The sequence below is a fragment of the Nodularia sp. LEGE 04288 genome, assembly GCF_963896525.1.
Classification (GTDB): domain Bacteria; phylum Cyanobacteriota; class Cyanobacteriia; order Cyanobacteriales; family Nostocaceae; genus Nodularia.
Genome location: NZ_CAWQOY010000115.1, coordinates 31,253 through 52,620, shown reverse-complemented (window position 1 = coordinate 52,620; position 21,368 = coordinate 31,253). Strand labels below are relative to the sequence as shown.

Genomic DNA, 21,368 nt, shown 5'->3' with positions numbered 1-21,368 from the left:
GCTCCCCGCTCCCCTGCCTCTTCTCCCCTGCTTCTTCGGTTAATCTGGTCTCAAGTCGTCAGATAATTCGACAATTCCCCTAGACCCATCCATTCGTACACGTTGCCCATCCTGTAATATCCAGGTGGCATTGTGAACATCCATAATCGCGGGAATACCGTACTCACGGGCGATGATTGCACCGTGGGAAAGTCGTCCACCAGCCTCAGCAATTAAGCCGCCAGCCCTGACTAACAGAGGGGCCCAACCGGAATCTGTGTAAGGTACTACCAAGATTGTCTCGCGGTTGATTTCTGGTAAATCTTCTAAGTTGCGGACTACCTTGATTCGTCCTTCGGCTTGGCCGTGGCTGGCGGGAATACCCTGTAATATGTGGTCTGAGTAAAGAGGCGAGGGGGGTAGGGGATGGGGTGGTGTATGGCCGTAAACTAAAAGGGGGATTTGATTAAACTGGCTATCTTGGTCAAATAGCGATCGCCTGAATTGTACAATCTCAGATAAATGTTTCCTAAGTTGAAAATCATCCTCCGCTACTAACCGCCGCACCTCATTCAATTCTAGAAAAAAGATATCCCCAGTTTCCTGGAGTAAGCCGGATTTTAACCAAATTTGCTCTAAAGCGACAAATCGCCACCGCAGTTCAGCCAATAGTCGAGAATACAGTTCAGTAACTCGTCCTTTAATATCTACCCGTTGCTGTACTACCCCTCGTTTGCGCTTGGCTGATAACACCCGCTTGATGGAATCTCCACCATGTGTCTCTGGTGGATTTTGCAACAACTGTACAAACAACTGCTTGATGGGTTGGGGGTTTTCCTTCCAGGTAGGAACAGCAATATTTGTCCCCACATCACTTAAATAACCGTAATCTTCCAGCAGTTCGTTAAATTCATAGAGAATTTTATCTCCTTCTGGAGTTCTTGCCAATTGTTCAAATACTTGATCCGGTTCACACGCAGGTAATACCTGTTTCGCATCTGCGGCTAAAGCCGTTAGCGATCGCAATGCTGATACTTCTGGGGCTAAACTGTTATCAATTTCCCCATCTTTGACCCGAAAAATTGCCTGTCTCAAAGCTGCACTCAAGGGCGCTAAAATGCTGTAATAAGTGCCACTGCGGAGCAATACCAGAATCAAATCTATTCTTTCTAATAGCTGGGGCGCTGTCAGTTCTTCTATAGATTCATGGGCTAATTGTGACAAACCAGGAATAAACTTTTGACTATAATCCCGCTTAAAGTCTTTTTCTAAGCTGAGTTCTCGCTTCAGCAACCGCATTAATCCTGGCAAATTCTCCAAAGTTGTCTTTAACGGCGGTTTGCTCATCTTAGCGCCTCTGGTTAAAAATTCCAGACTTTCCGGTGGTAAGCCCATCCGCAGAAAAATCTGTCCTAAGAGGGATGCATTAAAATAAGCTCTGGAATAATGCAGTGTGGCAGTTTCGGTAAAATCCAACCCCAAGGCGCGATCGCCTAAAACCAAAGTAAAAATATCTCCCCAAACGCCACAAGTCAAGGGGCGATTAATTGACCAAGTTAAGGGTTGAATTACCCCAGGAATGACTTCGGCGGCGATTTTCCTAGTCCAGATCGGTAACAGGGTCGTAATGGGTCGAGATTGCAAAACCCAGAGATTTTGACTGTCATAAGTCCACTCAATATCTTGGGGTAAGCCGTTATACTGTTTTTCTAGTCGCCGGACTAAGTATACTACTTGTTTAATTAATGATTGTGGTACTTGGCCGCTACCTTCCAATTGCACAGAGGAAATATTTTCTGTTTCTACCACAAAGGCGCGATATTGTTCTGGTGTAACTTTGCCGGAAACAACTTGAGTCGGGCTACCTGGTAATGCTTCAATGACAATTGCATCCCCTTGTTGGGTAATGGGGTCACGACTGAAAGCTACGCCAGAATAGACACTCTGGATTTGTTGTTGTACCAGTACACCCATTGCGGTATCTGGTAAACCGCGATCGCGACGATACTGCACAGCCGGGGGATGATTGTAAGAAGCTTGGACTTCAGCGATCGCCGCTTGTAATTGCTGTTTGCTGCTAACATTCAAAATTGTGGTGTACTGTCCAGCCGCCGAAGCTTGTTCGGAGTCTTCCCCAATAGCCGAAGAACGCACGACTAAAGGAGATAAATCAGAAGGCTGAAGCATGGCTATCAACTCTTCGGGATCATCCATTGGGGAAATCACCCATCCTTTCGGCACTGGATAGCCCCAGCGCTTAATTTGAGATAATGTCGCGGCTTTTTCTCCGACTACGGCAGGATCTAACTCGTCATCTAAGGTCAGAAGCGAGCGATTACCGCGTAAATAGGCAAAAGTTGCTTGGGAATCTGTATCCGCCTCTTCCACTGGAAGATTCAAATCATCGGGAATTTTTGTGTAAATCCACCCCAATACTCCAGCTAGGACAATAGCCGCCATGATTTTGGGGAAATTGCCCACATTCAGAAGTAACACAAACAAGGGAAATACAAATAAAACTCCGAATTTTACCAGTTGCCGAGATTGCAGCAGTGAAAAACTGATAATTGCCAACAAACCTGTAAATATTGCCACCAGGGGGTCGTGGACGATAAAGCCCCAAACGACATTGGTTGTACCTGCCCCTCTGCCTACCCCATATCTACCTAATACTAAGGCAATCAAGGCAATTAATTCCCAAAACGATCCTTCGGGAAAAAACAACCGAGACAGCAATACTGCCCCAATTCCTTTGATCGCTTCTGACAACACCGCCAGAATCCCTACCCATGTGCCGCCATGATAAAAAGCGGCGGAAACACTGATGTTTTTCGTGCCGATTTGTGATAATTGCCTGCCTTTGAGGGCGTAGGTAATCCCAGCAATAATTGGTAACGCGCCCAAGACTGGACAGGCAATTAAAATAACTAAGACACCCCAAAGTTCAATCATTGTGAATTTTAGATTTTAGATTTATTTTCCCTCTAAAACCTCAAATCTGAACTTCTGAAATTTTTGTGAAATTTTTTGATGGTGGTGAGGATGCTTTGGTTGATGGACACTTGGCTGCGGTGCAAACCGTGGTTGCAAGTGTCCCTTCAGTAATTCTCAGTTTAGCGCATAGGCAGCTTGCAACGCCCAAATAATCAAGGCAGCAATCGATCCCAATAGCAGCACAGTAGAGATGGTGACTACTTTGGGGGAATCTGCACCCTTAAATTTCATAATTCCGCGATTTAAATCGGACATAGCTTGTAAACCTCCTACAGTGCTAATTTGTCCGTTTTGATTGTAGTCTTTCTATTTGCTGATCAAGCTAAATTACAGATAATATTTTGTTTAAGCTTTGCAACAATTACGGTCTTGCACTCTCACAGAGGCAATTATGGGCTAAATCACCTATAGCTCACGTTGCTATATCAACCCAGTATAGTAATTCTCATTCCAGTGAGGTACAAGCAGTAATAATTAAACGCAGATGGACGCAGATAAACGCAGATAATTTTGTACTTTATTAGACTAGGAAATGCTATATGAACTACCACAATCGGTAAAATCTTCGCTCTGAGCGCTGACAGTTCTCAATATTTGAAATACTTGGTATGATGGTAGGTAAAAGGCTACTCAAATTCCTAACTCATGACGGAATTACTCCAGCGCGTAATTGCGGAAATTCAAAAATTACCAGAAGAAGAACAAAATGCGATCGCTACCCGTCTTTTAGATGAACTTAAAGATGAGCAGGGGTGGAAAATTCGTTTTCAAGCTACAACAGCTAATCAATGGGATAATCTAGCTGATATGGTACGTCAGGAAATAGCATCTGGTGAGGTTACTCCTCTTGATGAGGTTTTTCCCCCTTCGCTATGAAGTCAAGTGTAACAAAGACATTTCGCCAGCAATTTGCTCAAATTCCCCTATCAGTTCAAGAACAAGCTACCAAAGTATACTCTCTGTGGCGTTCAGACCCTTATCATCACAGTCTTCAGTTTAAACGAGTGAGTCAACGTCAACCAATATACTCCGCTCGTGTGGGAATTAACTATCGCGTTCTGGGATTACTAGAGGAAAATCATATCTACTGGTTTTGGATTGGTACTCATGCCGAGTATGACAAGTTGCTTCAACGATTGTAAATAGCCTGACGGCATCTTCCACACGTCAGTAGGTAGGAACCGATTAAACTATGATAAAAGTTTGATCGGAGGGTGTTTACTGGTGAAGTTAGCACTAATTATAATTTTGGCGGCTGTAGGGTTATGTGTGGTGTTGGAGGTGGGATTGCGATCGCTGTTTGGTTTTGGTAATCCACTGATTTATATTACTGATCCGCAAATTGGTTATTTATTAGCCCCAAATCAACGCACTCGCCGCTATGGTAATCGCATTGCAATTAATCAGTATTCTATGCGAAGCGCACCGATTGAAAAGATACCCGCACCTTCTACTCTCCGGGTGCTAATTATTGGTGATTCTATTGCTAATGGTGGCTGGTGGACAGACCAAGATCATACAATATCCAGCCTGCTCACCCGTTCTTTAAAATCATTAAATATTAGTAATTTTCAGGATATAGAAGTATTAAATGCTTCAGCTAACTCTTGGAGTCCTAGAAACGAATTAGCCTATTTACAAAGATTTGGTAACTTTAACGCCCAAGTAGTCGTGTTATTAATTAATACCGATGATTTATTTGGGACTGCACCGACTTCTTTACCAGTGGGACGCGATCGCAATTACCCAGACAAAAAACCTCCCCTTGCATTGGCGGAAGTATGGCAACGGTATAGAATCAAACCAAAACCCATCCCCGAAATCAAAGCGGTGCAGAAAGAAACGGGGGATATAGTCGGGATTAATTTAGAGGCCATTAGCCAAATCCAAGCATTGTCTCGTGAAAACAATAGCGAATTTTTGCTGCTGATGACTCCCTTATTACGAGAAATTGGGGAACCAGGCCCCCGTGACTACGAAATTAAAACCCGTCAAAGACTGATTGAATTTACCCAATCGCAGCAAATTACCTATATAGATTTTTTACCGTTACTCAACGCACACCCAGATGCAAAAGCCTTGTATCAAGATCATATCCACTTCAACTTCCAAGGTAATCAGTTTCTTAGTCAAGTCATCGAGCGATCGCTTTTAGCAAAACTGAATGCTGAGACAAGATAAATCTAGTCTGTATAAGAAACTGTTGAGTGCGAAACAGGGTAAGTATTATTCCTTAAACCCCACTCCCCACTCCCTACTCCCGATTAAAGAGCATTCATAAACTGCTGAACCTTTTGCAAGAGTGGCTGAGATTCGATGGCTTTCGCTAAATCTTGAGCATTCTGGTAGTAAGACAGCGCTAACTTTTTGCGTTTGGTCTGAGCGTAACAGTTACCCATATTCAGCAGCGTGGAAATTTCACCCAGACAATCACCAATTTGTTGATAAATCGCGATCGCTTCCTGGTAATATTTCATCGCCTGACGGTGATTAGCCAACATATTGTAGGTAAAACCAATATTTTGTAGAGTTGTTCCTTCACCAGCGCGATCATTTATTGCCCGACGTGTCCACAAAACTTGATAGTAAAGTAACAGTGCTTTTTTAGGTTCTCCCAAATCACCATAGACAGAAGCAATATTATTTAAGGTAGTAGCTTCGCCCATGACATTCTTGACAGCGCGTTGAATTGGCAGCGCTGCTTGCAAAAATTGTAAAGCTTGCTCATACTTGCCTAAAGTGCTGTAAGCATAACCAATACCATTGAGGGTAGTGGCTTCACCAGAAAAATCGCCTAGTGTGCGACGCATCGCCAAAATTTGGTACTGTAGCAACAGCGATCGCTTGGGTTTGCCCAACTTGCTATAAATTAGTGCAACATCATTGAGAGTAGAAACTTCGCCGGGAATATCTTGCAAATCTCGGAAGATTCGTAATGCTTGATCAAAATACTCCAACGCTCGCGTCAAACGCCCCAAACGGCTGTAGGTAGAACCGAGATTGCTAAGTGCGATCGCCTCGGCTCGCCTGTTACCAAGTTCTGTAGCTACCAAACGGGCTTGCTGAAAACACTCTAACGCTTGTAGCGGTTGGCAACAACTCAGATGAGCCAAACCAATATCATTCAATGTATGGCCTTCTCTGGCTCGGTCTGGAATTGCTCTGGCTAACTGTAAATTTTCACTGGCAAAACTGAGATATTCTTGAAACTGCCCCTGTTTGTAGTAGCGGCTGGCTTCGTTACGGCGTTGTTCCCACTCTTGGACTTGATTAAAAGCTTGCGTCATCTGACCCCGGTTACACTCTGCGATGAATTGGCAAGTGATTTTTGGGAATGAACCCCTTGGAGGTTTCCCAAGTTTGAGTTAATTGTTATATTCTACCTTTAGAGATAAAAAATAAATAGAGTTTCAATAAAAAAATATATCTATAGGTACAAGACAGATGACCGTTGATACTTAATTGAAGCAATAGTAGAGAGCTGGCATACAACGTCTCTACATTCTTTCTGGGAAATATCTGATAAAAAGACGCGTAAATACAGACTTATTAATATTTATCTGTGTTTACCTGTGTTTATCTGTGGTTAATTACTTCTGACGAATCCAGAGAGCTAACCCACCCCCACGACCACGAGCCGCAATCAAATCTTCTGTCACTAAAAAGAAAGCAAAAAACGGTAGTTTAGCTATAGACTTGTCATAGAAATCCTCAGATTGAGCCTGACCAGAGCGCATCGGCTGGTTGTAGACCATACGACCAAACAGACACAAAAGCAGATAGTTAAAGTCAAACGCCAATAAATTTTTCTTGCCTAAATATTGTGCTGGTCCAGTAAGCTGCAACAACACCGGGCCTAATTGCACCTGATTACCAATTTCGCCTTTGGTTGAATCCTGGTCTAAAGTAGCACTAAAAGAAAGCTGGACAGCGACAAATTTTGGCACATACAAACCCTTCCCTAAGATAATTCCACCACGTTTGCGCGCTTTTTTCGTGCCAGTAGCAAAGCAAAGTTGCCATTTGCCCAGAAGCGATTCCAAGGGATAAGTCAGCCGTTCCTGTTTGGCAGCTTTCTCAGCTTCTAATAACGCATTTACAACTGTTTCAGCAGTAGGACGTGCGCCCCCTTGTCCGCGATATGCAGCCACTGCTTGAGATAGGGTGGATGTGAAATCAGCCATTTAGTATATTTCTATGAAGTATTTTTTAAATAGCTTGAGATTATAGCACAATAGAGGAACAAGTTTTATAAAAATCTCGGTTGCTGGTAACTCAACAAAATTGTCTTTGGTGTGGTTTGGGTAGAGTGCAAAACTGATAACTCAACTTGCTGACCTGTAGACATTGCGAGGTGACAATATGGATGCTCACAAAATCCTGAAACTTTATGCAGCAGGAGAACGCACATTTAATCGCGCCAATTTACATCAAATAAATCTTTGCGCTGCTAACTTAAGTGGTGCTAATTTTACTGAAGCTGACTTAAGTGGTGCTAACCTCAGCCAAGCTAATTTAAGTGGATGTAACTTTAGTCGGGCAAATCTGACTGATGCTGACCTGAGTGGTGCAAACTTGAACCGTGCAAACTTGAGCGAAGTCAACTTAATTGGTGCTGACCTGATTCGGGTTAACCTAGAGGAGACTAATTTAAGTCGTGCAGATTTGCGGAGTGCAAATTTAGAAATTGCCAGCCTGATAGGTGCAAACCTGAGTGAAGCGGAAATGAGTGGGGCAAATTTAAGAAACGCTAATCTCAGAAAGACTAATTTAATTGCTTGCAATATCAATGAAGCCGAACTCAGTGGCGCAGACTTAGCAGGAGCAATCATTATTGAGCAAGAGAAAACTGAAGGAATATTGCATATAGGAATATCTCATAAATGGGTTACTTGGGCTGGGAGTTATTCCTAATTCTTAGAAATGCAGATTTCATCAAAGAACCTCACCCCCAACCCCTCTCCTTACGAAGGCTATCGTGTACACACAAGTCCTTCCTGTCTGCGTTTGAGCCTGTTTTGCCCCCTAAATCCCCCAAGTTTGGGGGACTTTGAAAATTCTTGTTCCCCCATAATTGGGGGTTAGGGGGCGATTCGATCACTTGTGTGTACACCGTAGCCTTACGAAGGAGAGGGGAGATTTTCACACAAGTTCCAGAAGGGGTGAGGTTAAAAACTGGATTTGTACGTTATTAAAAAAACGCAGCAGGGAAACAACAGACGTTTTTTCCCTTTTGAGCCATCTTAATAAACTAAAGGTGCTATACCGCGCATCTGACGCAAAGCATTTATACACTGTGGACAGTCACAATTAAATAAATTAACGGCCATATCGCTTTCCTCAATATTAAAGGCTAGCATGGTATCTTCATTTTCACCTGCAAACTCAACTGTAGGTTGATCTTTAGGGATTTGAGCTAATACGGAAGCTCTAGCACACACGGGCTTCCATATATGTTGATTCTGGACACAAATTAGTTTATCTGCATTGTTTGCTTGGGCTTCGGCCGCTTGTGCTTGGTTAGCCATTGCTCCCATAGAAAGGATAGAACTAACTAGCATGGGAGTGGAAAGCAAACTAAGTATAGTTTTTTTGTTCATGAGGTTTCCTTTTTAAACAATCCTGATTGCCCAGATTATCCGATTACATCTTACGATTCAAGCAAATATCGATCAGGAATGCCAGCGAGTTGTACCATTTGATTGATCAATTAAAGTCATGCCAAGTTCCTGCAATTCATTGCGAATGCGATCGCTTTCCCTGAAATTCTTGGATTGACGCACTGTTTGACGCTGCTGAATCAAAATTTGAATCTCTTCGTCAGTCAACTTGCTAGCGGTGATACTGGGGGCTTCTGGTTGAGCTTCCAGTCCCAAAACCTGAGCTAAATTCACCAGAGTTTGCCATTGCTGCTGAATTTGTTCTGGAGGACTGTCTGTTTTGCCTTCGTGAGTCAACAAATTACTTTGACGGCGTAATTCCTTCGCCAGTTCAAATACAACCGCTAATGCCCCAGGCGTGTTAAAGTCATCATCCATCGCCCCTTGAAAACTTTCGATGTAAGGATTATTCTCACGGACTACTCCCTACTACCCACCATCGGGTCAATCTGAATTTTAACATTAGTGCTTGAGATCAATTTAGTTCACACTCATGCAACACTAAAAAATTTTAGTATATTTTATAACTTATAGTTAATTTGTAATTTCTAGTTTATTTATTAAAGTAGAGACAAGAATTTTCCTATCTCTACACCTAAATCATGAGCTAGATAGAATTAGCTCTATGAAAACGATTTAATGAAAGTTAGCATTGTGGCGGATCAAATTCATAAATTCGTCACGAGTTTTGGAATCTTCCGCAAAAACTCCACGCATGGCACTACTAAGAGTCCAAGAACCGGGTTTTTGCACACCGCGCATGACCATACACATATGAGTTGCTTCCACAACTACTGCGACACCTTGGGGTTTGAGCAAATTTTGTAATGCGTCAGCAATTTGGCTGGTGAGACGTTCTTGGACTTGTAAACGTCGTCCATACATTTCACAAATGCGGGCGATTTTAGATAAACCGATGACTTTACCGTTGGGAATGTAGGCAACATGAGCGCGGCCAATAATTGGCAGGATATGATGCTCACAGGAACTGAAAATATCGATGTCCCGAACCAACACCATTTCATTGGCATCTTCTGTGAATACTGCTCCATTTAGCAGTTCATCCAAAGATTCAGTGTATCCCTTTGTGAGAAATTGCAAGGCTTTCATGACTCTTTTGGGAGTGTCTTTGAGTCCTTCGCGGTCTGGATCTTCTCCTAATCCAATCAACAGAGTCCGCACAGCCTGCATCATTTCTGCTTCTGTTACTTTTGGCTGCTTTTGAGCAGTTAAAGACGATAGTACCTGATCGGCAGAAGTTAGATCGGGACGAATCGATAAAGTCATTTTTTGAGTTTTGTACGAATGTTTTGATGAATTAGTCAGTTGTGAGATTTCGGTGGTAATGACCGCTGACTACCTCTGACTAATGAATGAGTGTAACATAACTTTACACGTTCTCATCATACCAAACATTTATGCAAATGCGAGTGAATTTCGCTGCTTTTTAAGTTTCTGCCAATAACAACTAGCTGATTTTTTGGTTGAGAACACCAATCATCGGCGTGTAAATTATAACGTGATCCGCTAAGTTGAAAGATATGACGTAGATCACTGTCATTAAACCAAAGTATGCATTTCGCACGAAATACACCGGCTGGCATTTCTTCTGTGAGGAAGGCTTCAAACTTGTTAACATCAAAAGGGCGATCGCTTTGGAAGGAAATCGATATAAAGCCATCATTATCTAAGTGGTCAGAGTGATGGTGATGATGTTCGTGATCATGATGGTGTTCATGCTCCTTGTGGGCATCCGCCTCGGCAATAGAGATATACTCTTGCTGGGGTGTTAGCTGCGTGTCCAAAATCAATGGTAACGGAACTTCCCCATATTGAGTGTGCAGAATCTTCGCACCCACTTTCATCTCATGGATGTAAGTTTCAACTTCTTTGATTTTTTCTGGAGTAGCAAGATCAACTTTATTCAGGAGAATTATATCTCCATAAGTGATCTGTTTTAAAGCCGATTCACTTTGAAAATGTTCTGCATCAAAAGCTTCTACATCTACCAAAGTAATAATAGAATCAAGGTTTGTTAAATCTCTGAGTTCTGTACCTAAAAATGTTAAGATAATTGGTAAAGGGTCAGCCACTCCAGTGGTTTCTATAACGAAATAATCAATGCGGTCTTCTCTTTCTAAGATACGATAAACAGCATCAACTAAGCCATCATTAATAGTACAACAAATACAACCATTGCTGAGTTCCATCATGTCTTGGTCTACAGAAACCAGCAATTGGCTATCTATATTAATATCGCCAAACTCATTGACTAGAACAGCAACCTTTAAATTTTCCTTGTTTTTGAGAATTTGATTGAGAAGAGTAGTTTTACCACTTCCTAAAAACCCAGTAATCAAAGTAACCGGCATTCCCCGTTTAGGAATCTCCGATGTGATGTTGGTTGCTAATGGTGTAAGAGTAGTCATATTACTTCTAATGGTAAAATTTTAGACCTTGCTGCCAGCCATATTACTGGTACAAATTCCCCTGGGACTGGATAACAGAACTAACCATAACGATAAAATAATGAGAATCGTTATCATCTTAGCGCAAAAAAAACCAATTGCCAAAAATACCTTTCCTCTTCCTCTCCCCTCCGCGCCTCTGCGTCTCTGCGTGACACTAATTCCTTACAAATCTGCATCCTTCAGCGATCGCCTAGCCAACTTAGTGTAAGTTTTAACAGTAGCCACAGGCATTTCCAAATCTTCAGCTATCAGCCTTAAAGACTCGCCCATTTCGCGCCGTGCCAAAATTGTAGCCCAGGTAGCGGCTATTTTATCAGTGCGATCGCCTCCAGAGCGTTTGCGTTGAGCCGTAAAAATAGCAGTTAACTCCTCAATGCGTTCTCCCAGGAGATTTGTGAGTAACTGCGTGGGAGTGCTGGCTTCTGGTTCCACCCAACTTAGAGAAGTTTGTCCTAAACCAAAAGTGGTTTTGTGTCCCGTTCCACAGTAGGGGGCGAGTTTTACCAAAGCATAAAACAACTGGGTAAACTCAGTATTAGCCAAAGCAGCTTTACTTAACCCGCAGGAAATCGCCCCAGTAAAGCCGGTCACAGAACCTCGTTTACCAGCAGCGACCTTCACAGATTCCAAGCGGTGTTGATGAATAATCACACTTTCGTCAATCCAATCGAGAAAATCGGCTTGTGATATGGGGATTTGGGAAAAGTCATTCCAGCGCCGCAGGTAGCTATGGAAGAGATTAACAGGTACTGGGAGGGGGAAATGATGACCTTTGCGGCGAAAGCTGGTAGGTGAGATGAAGCTGAGATTGACCTGAGAGTATTTTGCTGGTGGTTGTAATAGTTGGGCGTAGGTGGTGGGAGGATGAGCGATTCTCACCTGTTTTATCTGTAGAGTAGCATCTCTTAATTTTAGAGTTTCTGGCAATTGGGTTAACCATAGTTGGAGAAACTCAGCCACTTTTGCAGATAAAGCGTTGACTTGCCAGTGTAAAATTTGGTTAGCTTCTAGTTGTAATTGTTTACCGGTGGGAAAAAGTTGACTTTCTAGGGCTGAGATATTGAAAGGTTTTTCTGACTCGCCATCATGGAGATAGGCGGAAAGGTCTGGGTCAAGTTGTCGCACTTGGTCAAGAAACCAAGCATGGAGGGCGATGGTGTATTGGGAGTAGAGGGAACTGGTGGTAAGTGCTTCGAGGTCAAATTCTAATCCCACCAATTCGGTATTATCTGCCCATGTGGGAAGTGTTGCGGTAGGTGATGATTTGGGCTTCTGTTGACGATTGGTAGGTTTAGCTGTTCTGACCATTACCGAGTTTTATGCAGGTGTTGTTGAGTATTTTACTCTGTTTCCGTCCCCTTGCGGGGAATATATAAGCGGAAAGGAGAAAGCCCGGCGCAAGAGAGAGAAAGCTATTGCGTTTCCATCCCCTTGCGGGGAATATATAAGTGGAAAGGCAGACGGGAGCAATCGCTCGACTAGAGAAGCAAATGTTTCCATCCCCTTGCGGGGAATATATAAGCGGAAAGCTTCTAATACAGAGTTTATTCAATGTAACTGGATAAAGAGTTTCCATCCCCTGGCGGGGAATATTTTAGCGGAAAGGAATGCAAAGGTAAGGACTTCTGGATAGCTGCAAAGTTTCCATCCCCTTGCGGGGAATATTTTAGCGGAAAGTTCTTCGGGAAGGCAATTACTAACAACGGTGACGCTGAGTTTCCATCCCCTTACGGGGAATATATAAGCGGAAAGTGGGTAGAGTATAAGGGCTACCAAGACAATAACTTGTTTCCATCCCCTTGCGGGGAATATTTTAGCGGAAAGCCCCGCAGGTCAACATGGGAAGGACTGTTATCATCAACGGTTTCCATCCCCTTGCGGGGAATATATCAGCGAAAAGTCAAATGCTTAATTGACTCAGAGTCACATCCACAAATGTTTCCATCCCCTTGCGGGGAATATATAAGCAAAAAGTATTTTCTGACCAATAAATAAACCTGAAACACTGCTAACAGAAACAGTGGAAACCCTATAACTATTGAATTATCAAGGTTCTGGCGATTTGGCGAACCCCCCAGGGTTTTTGACCTCACTATAGGTCTGCCAAAAATCAAGCTAATAAAAATCATAAACCGATTATTTGAGCTTGTCCAGTATTTAATCAAACATCACAGCCCAGACATTTCCATACAGCTTGGGGGTAGGATGCGATGAATTTACTCAACACCATCCTGGTTTAATTCCTGCTGAAACTCAGCAATTGATGCTGTGGTGACAGCTTTTTCCAATAGCTGATTCAGCGATTCAATATCATATAACTTATTGAGTTGTTCCACTAATTCAGGAGGAACATCTTGAAATCGCAGTTTAAGTATCTTAGCTATAGACTGCTGGATGCCTTCAGCTATACCTATGCGTTCTATGCTTGTTATGTATCTCATCTCTTTTTCAGCCTCAAAACGCTTCAATTCAGTTTTGAAATTCAAGTCCAAATCCGGTGGTAAAGTCATTAATCTGTCCAGCAACCGGAATAGCTGAGAGATTTTATCTCTACTATAGCCTAACTCATACATTCGTTTAATCAGGCTCAACTTCCAGCGCAATCGACCTGTTAAATCTTGAGTTGTGGCTTGTGTCCGCAGGTGCGCCATCACCAGTACAGCAAAAGGACTTTCACTTTGTTCTAATTCTAACCAACGGGCTTCATAGTCCAGTAGTTTGACGATGGGAAATTGCAGACTCAGCCGACATCCCCAGCGTCCATAACTGTATTCTTGCGGTCTCCAACTTGGTTGATTATCCCCCAAAATGGCCAAGCTCACCACTTCCTGATTATAACGGTCAAAAATTCGGTAATGGTAAGAAAACATCCGTTGGGCAAAGTTGGGATCAACTTGACTTTGAATTTCCAAATGTACCAACAGCCAGGTTTCCTTTCCATCATTCAGCCAAACTTTAATCAGCTTATCGACGACTTGCTTACCAACTTCAGATTCTCTCATCAATTGCTGAAGTTCTTTGTCAAGAAACTCATAGCCTCGCGTCCAGTCAATTTCTGCTTGAATTTCTGGAAAAAAGAATGCTAGAAACGCTTCAAAATATTGTTCTACACCTTCCTTCCAAGCACCATCATAGTCGGCTCGTACTTCACTCACAGTTATTTCTAGTCAAAATAGCAAAAATATCATAACTCCTTTTTTGTTCTCAGATTTTGAACAAGCGCAGGCGGGTAACTCTGTGGCGAACCCCCCAAGGTTTTTGACTTCACTAGATGTCTGCCAAAAATCCTAAACCAATGATTTGAGCTTGTCCAGTATTTGATCAAACATCACAGCCGAGACATTTCTATACACCTTGGGGGTAGGGTGCGATGACTGTAATCATCATAGCTAATGAATGCGATGCCTACGGCGGCAAGCTACGCGCTCACATCAGCATCCAGCCCATTGGAATTAGCCTCTTCTAGCACCCGTGTATGATGTAGCTATTGATGGAAAAACACAGCAGCAATGACTACCTACAACGTCGAATTCAAAGACGGGATATTACGAGTGAGATTTGGCGAACCTGCTCAAAACGATCAAATTGTCAAAGATGCAGCCGCGCGACTTGAGGAAATGACCACATCGGGAGAACTCACAGGAGGACAACTGCTAAAGATTAACGGGCCGATTTCTATACCTGTAGCCTTTGTTTTAGCTCATAAACTTAGTCATATTTACGGTGCTATTGGTTTCTTTGACCCTAAAATAGGCAAGTATGTAATTTCTATTACACACAACCCAGCATATAAACTAGGTGATTTAATTGATTGATAGCGTTTTGCTGGCGCTAAAAAAACCGAATATATACGCAAATTGCCAGAATTTCGGCAAAAGTTTAATATACCTATCATTGTAAAATTTGATAGTGAGTTATCTACTCAAGAAGATATGATTTATACTGTATTACCGTTTTAAACTAGTGATATTGATGACTTTGCAAGAGACGAGGATATTTCTAGTCGTCCCATAGTTCAGAACTTGGGCGCGGTTGTAGGTGGGGTTGTAGAAGAACGATTAACACAAGGGCGCTGAGTATTCCAGTTCAGATAGAATTTGCAGTTTCAGTAATAACAAGATTTTATGGTAACAAGTTCTGAAAAGGTTGCATTACAAGTTGTTCAACAGGCGATTTCAGCTTTGGCTAAATGGGCTAATTTTGCTCATCCTCCTCTAGATAATCATGAGTTTTCAGAAGTTACTAGAGCAAAGACAATATTAGATTGGACACCAGAGACAAAAGTTGGAATATTAAGCTTAGTATTTGACAGCGTAAACTTACCTAATAAACCTCCGAAAGAAACAACACAACATTATCATCCACTCCAAGTAATTGACAATGACGATAAAAAATATCCTGATATTCCTTATCCCTTAAATTCCGCACCTACTTCAGAACAACAGCAAGCCTATAAAGCAGAGATTAATAACGCACTTTCAAAATATCTCAAAGATAACTGGGAAAACCTCTCGTTATTGATGCTGATATTAGAAAAATTTGGCTCATGTCTGAGTTTTGGCGAAGCGGATGTAGCCTTGGTAGACATAGCCAGAACCACAGCAGCAGTCGCAGTTGCTTTATTGAACAATCCTACTAAAGAAATTAGTTTAATTGCGGGTGATTTATCCGGGATTCAAAAATTCATATATAGCATTTCCTCAGAAGGGGCGCTGAAGTCATTAAGGGCGAGAAGTTTTTATTTGGAATTAGTTACAGAAGAAGTCGTACAACAATTATTAGAGCAACTTAATTTACCCAGGACAAATATAATTTATGCAGGTGGTGGTAACTTGTATATTTTGGCATCTGGAACCGTAGAAAATGAAAATATTGTCCAAAACATCCGCCAGCAGTTTAACAAATGGCTCTTAAAAGAATTTGAAGGTAAAGTATTTCTGGCTTTAGATTGTTTAAAATTTCCCGTTACCGAACTTAAAGATAAATTTGCTGAACATTGGTCAAAAGCCACCAAAAATTTAGCTGTACATAAATCTCGTAAATTTGCTGAAAATAAAATTAGTGAATTTATCAGCCCACGTTATAGCCATGAACCTTGTCGCGTCTGTCATCGTGACGATATAGAAAATTTAAAACCGCTTAACTCCCAGGAACCTGATTCAGTTTTAGCCTGTGGAAATTGTCGGAGTATGTTTGATTTAGGAAGTCAATTGTTGGGAGTAACAGCAATTGTGCGCTCAACCAATGAAAGTGTGAAAAATGCCTTACATACACTCTCATTTAAAATTAACTCTAGAGAAATCCATTATCATTTGTTCAAAAATTGGAAACAAATAGATCATGACTCTGATATAGTTTTGTTAGTTAACGATTGGCAGTTAGAACATTATCAATTTAAGCATTTTCAAAATGCTGCGCCTCTATTATTAGGTAACTACGGTAAAGAAAGCAAGCAAGACTCTGAAATTCCAGCAGAACCAAGAGGCTTCATGCGTGCTGGGGAAATGTCCGAAAAAGCCAAAGGTGCTAACAGAGTTGGTTATCTCCGAATGGATGTAGACCGATTGGGACAAATATTTGCTAAAGGTTTAGGTAAAAAACAAACTTTATCCAGACTAGCTGGATTATCTCGCCAAATGAGTTATTTTTTTAAAGTTTATCTCAACACTTTGGCAGCATATATAAACCTGAAAAACCCTGATACAATTAAACCAGACACGCCAGATGAACAGGGATTAAATATATTATTTATATACGCTGGTGGTGATGATTTATTTATCAGTGGCGCATGGAGTGAAATTGTAGAATTTGCTTTTGAAATTTATCAAGCATTTCGGACATATACAGGTAACAATGAACATATTACCCTTTCAGGTGGAATCAGTATTGATGATATTAAATTTCCCTTATATCAAGCTGCAAAAACTTCAGGAGAAGCGGAAGAAGCAGCGAAAGGAAATGGTAGAGACAGCTTAGGCTTATTTGGTGAAGTTTTCAAATGGGATGAATGGCGAGGAAGAAAGAATTTTAAACATCTTGATGATGATGTTAAAAAGTATCTTGATTCCGAAAAACTACCAAGTTTATTCGGTGTTTCCCCCTTTGTTGAGAGATTAGAACAGCAAGATATTGGGGTTAATTATTCCCGTAATTTTGTCCGTAACCTGCTGATCACTGCACAAATCCAAGAACAGGCTTTAGAAAAGTTTAAAGAAAATAAAAAATCAGAGGAGGCTTTAGGAACTCGTTATTATTTGCATTTACCAAAGATAGCTTACACCCTAGCGAGATTACCCAAAAATGTCCTAGAAGATAGCGAATTTCGGACTTCTCTCAAAAATCCATATAACGCGCCTTATTTTCGCGCGATCGCCACTTGGATTGAATTATTAAATCGGGGATAGTTATATGTCAGAAGCAATTAAACCAAAACCAAATCCTTTACCAGTAAAAAGTAAACCATCAAATCCGCCAGCCAACATGATTCCAAGCAGCAATATTGTCCAGGAAATTACTAAAAAAATCGAAGGTTTGAAAGGTTTACAAGCATATCCTATTCGTGAATTAGTTAACCATGCTGCCGTATTTGGCCCTTATCTCAAACAACAAAGATTAGAAACTAACCAAATTCGCAAATTCTTAGATGCTATCAATCGGTTAAAAGCCGACTTAACCGAAAAAGGTGAATTTTCGGCAATAGAAACAGAAGTAGTGCTGCTGAAACCTAAACTTGCTTATGCTGCTGCGAGACAAAGAGCCGCAAAACCATTAGGTGATGTGATGTCTGTCGCGATAGATAAAGTTAATAGCACAGAAGATTTTGAACGTTTAGTGCAGTTTATTGAATCAATTATTGCTTATCACAAAGCTGAAGGTGGAAAATAATTATGCGAGTATCATACGAACAAACACCCCTAGTTGGTAAACTGACTCTTACTTGTCAACTCACCGCAAAAACAGGATTGCATATTGGTGGTGGTGGCGAAAATTTAGATATAGGTGGACTAGATAAACCTGTAATTCGTGACCCTTTAACGAAGTATCCTTATCTCCCTGGTTCATCTATCAAAGGTAAACTCCGCGCCACATTAGAAAGATTATTAAAGAAACCTCTAAATCGCCCAGGGGGAAGTGGGACATGGCGCTATGAAAGTGATGATTTAGTAGATGGTTTTAGCGAAGTTGAAGCTGGACAATTTATTAATTATGAAGGTGCGAAAACCTGTCAAATTAGTCGATTATTTGGCTCAACTGGCGGTTCTGGCTTTTGGCTTCCCATTGATATTGCTACAAAGGAAGGATTATTTTCAGACAAGAACTCTACACAGACAATCAAAGGTCAAAACTGCGTCAAAATTAATCGCGGACGTAATGCGCCAAGTCGCTTGATTATTCGTGATTGTCACTTATCAACAGAATCAGCAGAGAAGTTGAAAAAAGTTGACACTGGTTTATATATGACTGAGTGGAAATTTGAAAATGGTATTGATAGGGTAACAGCAGCAGCAAACCCCAGACAGTTAGAACGTGTACCAGCAGAATCCAAATTCAATTTTGAGTTAGTTTATACTGTCGAAAATTCAGAACAAGCGGTTGAAGACTTGCAAAATATAGCGATCGCACTGGCGTTTCTCGAAGATGACGCACTAGGTGGACATGGTTCCAGAGGTTACGGAAAAGTCAAATTTGAGAACTTTCTGTTTAACTATCGCAGCTTAGAACAATATCGCCAAATAGCCAACGCACCCCAAGAATCATTAGCTTTACAAACCTTAGACACCATTCCCAACACCCAAGCACTGTTAGATAACTTCAGAACCTTACGCGAGTATATTGAACAGCGACTATTACCGGGAAATGAATCATGAGTGTCTGGAAATTAGTAAAACTGGATTTTGAACGCAATCTAGCTCACTTTGGGGAAGTGGGAATTGGGATGGAAGAAACAGGCGATCGCATCCGTTCAGATAGTTTATTTAGCGCCTGGGTAAGTATCTATGCGCGGTTGTTTGGGAAAGAAGCCGTAGAAGAATTATTACAGCTATTTCCCACAGATAAACAACTCCAACTCATACCCCCCTTTCGCATCAGTTCTACATTTATCTATCGACAAGTGGGGGAAAATACAATTTACTATCTTCCCCGTCCCCTGAAATTTCCCCTCAATTACCCAGATGATGATTTAGCATTTTTTAAAGCTTACAAAAAACTCAACTATTTACCCTTAGAAATTTGGGAAAGATGGTATCAGGGAAAAGGATTCACCACAGATGATGCTGTGGAATTAGAAAAACATATCTCCGATAAAACCCAAAAAAAACTAGCCAAAGCAGGAACATTTGACTACAGCAAAGCTTGCAAAATTGAACAACTCCCCAAAATAGCCATAGATAGAAATACCAGAGCGACAAACATTTATCATACAGGCTTTGTGCAATTTGATTGGGAGAAAAACCCCGCAGGTTTATACTTTCTCTTAGAACTTTCTCCAGAAGGTGAAAAATTAGCCGATAAACTCCAAGCTGCATTACATCTTTTAGGAGAAGAAGGAATTGGCGGAGAACGTTCTAGTGGCGCGGGAAGATTTAAAGTTAACTGGTTAGAATTACCAAAAAATTGGCAAAAAGTAGTTAATTTTCAGGCGGGAAATCACTACACGCTCATGAGTTTATTTTGGGATAATGACATATCATCAGACTTGCTCAAAAATTCTAGTTACGAAATTCAAGAAAGGGGTGGTTGGATAGCAGAAAGTCAATTACGCCGCCAAATGGTGAGAATGTTTAGTGAAGGTTCTGTTTTTTCCACACCACCACAAGGAAAACTGGTAAATGTCAAACCTGAAGAATTCAAAAAACACAGTATTTACCGGAGTGGTATCAGCTTAAGTTTACCAATTAAAGTACAGGGAAAATAAAATCATGGTTATTGCGCCTGAATCTGCACTGAAAAAACCTGACTTTTACGAATCAAAACGCATACAGTTAACCAGTCCGCTTTTACATATTGGCTCATCTGTATCTAGATTAAATCCTTTTGAATATGTGCAGACAGCCAAAAAAGTTTATATCCCCAATCAAGAAGCCTTAGCTAAAGGGTTATTAAAAAAAGGAGGAAGTTTTTTCAATGACTATATTCAAGCAATTGAAGAACGTCAAGACATCACGAGACTTTTAAAACAAGCCTTTGGTGATGAATGGTGGAATGCAAAAGACACAGATGAAAATCTCATTTTTCCCAAAGATGCAATTAGCCAAAACTTCAGCCAAGAAAGGATTACAGATTTACGTCCAATGATTCGCAATGGTATGGGATATTTATTTATCCCTGGTTCCTCAATTAAAGGCGCAATCAGAACAGCCATAGCCTATCATTTACTCAAATATCCTGACCGTTATCAAGTACCTCCAGAAAATCGCAGCAGTCAAATTGAAGACAGGCTGAAAAATAGTTTAGGAGAATTGAGAAATAAGCATAAACAAAAATTTGCTGATGATCAGCTATTTATGGATAATTTATTTTCTAACTATACTCTCAACTATCAAGGTAAAATATTATCTGGTAGCAGTCAGAATACAGACTTTTTACGCTGTTTGAAAGTTAGCGACTCTGAATCGATAATTGAAACCAAAGTTCCCAACAAAACAGGTAAATCAATTCCCGTAAATTTTTCAGTTGTGGCTGAGGTCATAGTTTCTAGCAGATTTCCTGACTATTTAGCCAAATATAAAGCCTCTATTTATGCTGAGATACTGCGGAATGTCAAGACAGAATTTACCCTTACCTTAGATACAGAAATGCTGTCATGGTTCCAGCATAAACAGGGAATGAAATTACCCTTTAACAACCTTGATGAACTATTGCAAATATGTGAAGATTTTGCTCAAGAACAATGGGACTATGAGCATGATTATTGGAACACAATAGAAAATAACCCTAGAGCATCTGGTAAGAACTTAGATTTTAATTATATCCGCGATTTATACGAAGCAGAAAAATGTCCCTATACACTAAGACTAGGTTGGGGTAGTGGAATGACAGGAACCACAGTTGGGTTATGTTTTGATGACGAACTCAGAGCAGAAATCCGCGATATTTGCGGTATTCAAGCACCTGGTTTTGAAGCCCCCAAATCTCGGCGAACAGTGATGAATAGCAATGGCGAAATTAAATTTGTTCCGGGATGGGTGAAATTCAGAGCTTTATAGCTAAAAATAGGTAATAATATTCAAGAAATTCCATTCGTTAAGGTCAAGACCACACA

The 21,368-nt window shown here is 41.1% G+C and carries 19 protein-coding genes; 10 read left to right on the top strand and 9 right to left on the bottom strand.

Going from position 1 to position 21,368, the window contains the following annotated elements; genetic code table 11:
• Window positions 1–39: 39 nt before the first annotated feature.
• Entirely contained in the window at window positions 40–2,931 is a 2,892-nt protein-coding gene (locus AACX33_RS13940; protein ID WP_194001250.1) for a glycerol-3-phosphate acyltransferase, read from the bottom strand.
• A 687-nt stretch (window positions 2,932–3,618) separates the two neighbouring features.
• Here AACX33_RS13940 and AACX33_RS13935 point away from each other — a divergent pair.
• From AACX33_RS13935 to AACX33_RS13925, 3 genes are all read left to right on the top strand, one after another.
• Complete coding sequence (locus AACX33_RS13935) at window positions 3,619–3,849, top strand: hypothetical protein (protein WP_194001252.1); 231 nt, start codon at window positions 3,619–3,621, stop codon at window positions 3,847–3,849.
• The gene (locus AACX33_RS13930; RefSeq protein ID WP_194001254.1) at window positions 3,846–4,115 is read left to right on the top strand and encodes a ParE family toxin-like protein; all 270 of its coding nucleotides are present in this window, start codon (window positions 3,846–3,848) and stop codon (window positions 4,113–4,115) included. Before AACX33_RS13935 ends, AACX33_RS13930 begins: the two co-directional genes overlap by 4 nt.
• Before the next feature lie 82 nt (window positions 4,116–4,197).
• Complete coding sequence (locus AACX33_RS13925; RefSeq protein ID WP_194001256.1) at window positions 4,198–5,154, top strand: GDSL-type esterase/lipase family protein; 957 nt, start codon at window positions 4,198–4,200, stop codon at window positions 5,152–5,154.
• An 83-nt stretch (window positions 5,155–5,237) separates the two neighbouring features.
• Here AACX33_RS13925 and AACX33_RS13920 read toward each other — a convergent pair whose 3' ends face one another.
• Both AACX33_RS13920 and AACX33_RS13915 read right to left on the bottom strand, forming a co-directional pair.
• Window positions 5,238–6,260, bottom strand: coding sequence for a tetratricopeptide repeat protein (locus AACX33_RS13920; protein ID WP_194001258.1), 1,023 nt, complete (start codon window positions 6,258–6,260; stop codon window positions 5,238–5,240).
• Window positions 6,261–6,563: 303 nt separating this feature from the next.
• Complete coding sequence (locus tag AACX33_RS13915; RefSeq protein WP_194001259.1) at window positions 6,564–7,157, bottom strand: hypothetical protein; 594 nt, start codon at window positions 7,155–7,157, stop codon at window positions 6,564–6,566.
• Window positions 7,158–7,335: 178 nt separating this feature from the next.
• Here AACX33_RS13915 and AACX33_RS13910 point away from each other — a divergent pair, with 178 nt between their 5' ends.
• Window positions 7,336–7,887, top strand: coding sequence for a pentapeptide repeat-containing protein (locus AACX33_RS13910; protein ID WP_194001261.1), 552 nt, complete (start codon window positions 7,336–7,338; stop codon window positions 7,885–7,887).
• 329 nt (window positions 7,888–8,216) lie between these two features.
• Here AACX33_RS13910 and AACX33_RS13905 read toward each other — a convergent pair whose 3' ends face one another.
• From AACX33_RS13905 to AACX33_RS13880, 6 genes are all read right to left on the bottom strand, one after another.
• Window positions 8,217–8,573: a hypothetical protein gene (locus AACX33_RS13905; protein ID WP_194001263.1), complete on the bottom strand. Its 357-nt coding sequence runs from the start codon at window positions 8,571–8,573 to the stop codon at window positions 8,217–8,219.
• A 72-nt stretch (window positions 8,574–8,645) separates the two neighbouring features.
• Window positions 8,646–9,011: a DALR domain-containing protein gene (locus AACX33_RS13900; protein ID WP_194001265.1), complete on the bottom strand. Its 366-nt coding sequence runs from the start codon at window positions 9,009–9,011 to the stop codon at window positions 8,646–8,648.
• A gap of 258 nt (window positions 9,012–9,269) precedes the next feature.
• Complete coding sequence (gene folE / locus AACX33_RS13895) at window positions 9,270–9,920, bottom strand: GTP cyclohydrolase I FolE (protein WP_194001267.1); 651 nt, start codon at window positions 9,918–9,920, stop codon at window positions 9,270–9,272.
• 116 nt (window positions 9,921–10,036) lie between these two features.
• Entirely contained in the window at window positions 10,037–11,062 is a 1,026-nt protein-coding gene (locus AACX33_RS13890) for a CobW family GTP-binding protein (RefSeq protein WP_194001269.1), read from the bottom strand.
• A gap of 204 nt (window positions 11,063–11,266) precedes the next feature.
• Window positions 11,267–12,412 carry a CRISPR-associated endoribonuclease Cas6 gene (cas6, locus tag AACX33_RS13885; protein ID WP_194001271.1) on the bottom strand — a complete coding sequence of 382 codons (1,146 nt, stop codon included), beginning with the start codon at window positions 12,410–12,412 and terminating at the stop codon, window positions 11,267–11,269.
• Between the two features lie 908 nt (window positions 12,413–13,320).
• Window positions 13,321–14,259, bottom strand: coding sequence for an Rpn family recombination-promoting nuclease/putative transposase (locus AACX33_RS13880; protein ID WP_194001273.1), 939 nt, complete (start codon window positions 14,257–14,259; stop codon window positions 13,321–13,323).
• Window positions 14,260–14,613: 354 nt separating this feature from the next.
• On the opposite strand from AACX33_RS13880, the gene AACX33_RS13875 reads away from it, so the two are divergent.
• The 6 genes from AACX33_RS13875 (at window position 14,614) to csm5 (ending at window position 21,312) form a co-directional block, all read left to right on the top strand.
• Window positions 14,614–14,919, top strand: a complete 306-nt coding sequence (locus AACX33_RS13875; protein WP_194001275.1) for a CRISPR-associated protein Csx3 — start codon at window positions 14,614–14,616, stop codon at window positions 14,917–14,919.
• Window positions 14,920–15,228: 309 nt separating this feature from the next.
• Window positions 15,229–17,508 carry a type III-A CRISPR-associated protein Cas10/Csm1 gene (cas10, locus tag AACX33_RS13870; RefSeq protein WP_194001277.1) on the top strand — a complete coding sequence of 760 codons (2,280 nt, stop codon included), beginning with the start codon at window positions 15,229–15,231 and terminating at the stop codon, window positions 17,506–17,508.
• 4 nt (window positions 17,509–17,512) lie between these two features.
• Window positions 17,513–17,989 carry a type III-A CRISPR-associated protein Csm2 gene (gene csm2, locus AACX33_RS13865; RefSeq protein WP_194001279.1) on the top strand — a complete coding sequence of 159 codons (477 nt, stop codon included), beginning with the start codon at window positions 17,513–17,515 and terminating at the stop codon, window positions 17,987–17,989.
• 2 nt (window positions 17,990–17,991) lie between these two features.
• Window positions 17,992–18,972 carry a type III-A CRISPR-associated RAMP protein Csm3 gene (csm3, locus tag AACX33_RS13860; protein WP_194001281.1) on the top strand — a complete coding sequence of 327 codons (981 nt, stop codon included), beginning with the start codon at window positions 17,992–17,994 and terminating at the stop codon, window positions 18,970–18,972.
• Complete coding sequence (gene csm4 / locus AACX33_RS13855; protein ID WP_194001283.1) at window positions 18,969–20,021, top strand: type III-A CRISPR-associated RAMP protein Csm4; 1,053 nt, start codon at window positions 18,969–18,971, stop codon at window positions 20,019–20,021. The genes csm3 and csm4 overlap by 4 nt, the downstream gene beginning before the upstream one ends.
• Window positions 20,022–20,025: 4 nt before the next feature.
• Entirely contained in the window at window positions 20,026–21,312 is a 1,287-nt protein-coding gene (gene csm5, locus AACX33_RS13850) for a type III-A CRISPR-associated RAMP protein Csm5 (protein ID WP_194001285.1), read from the top strand.
• Window positions 21,313–21,368 lie beyond the last annotated feature (56 nt).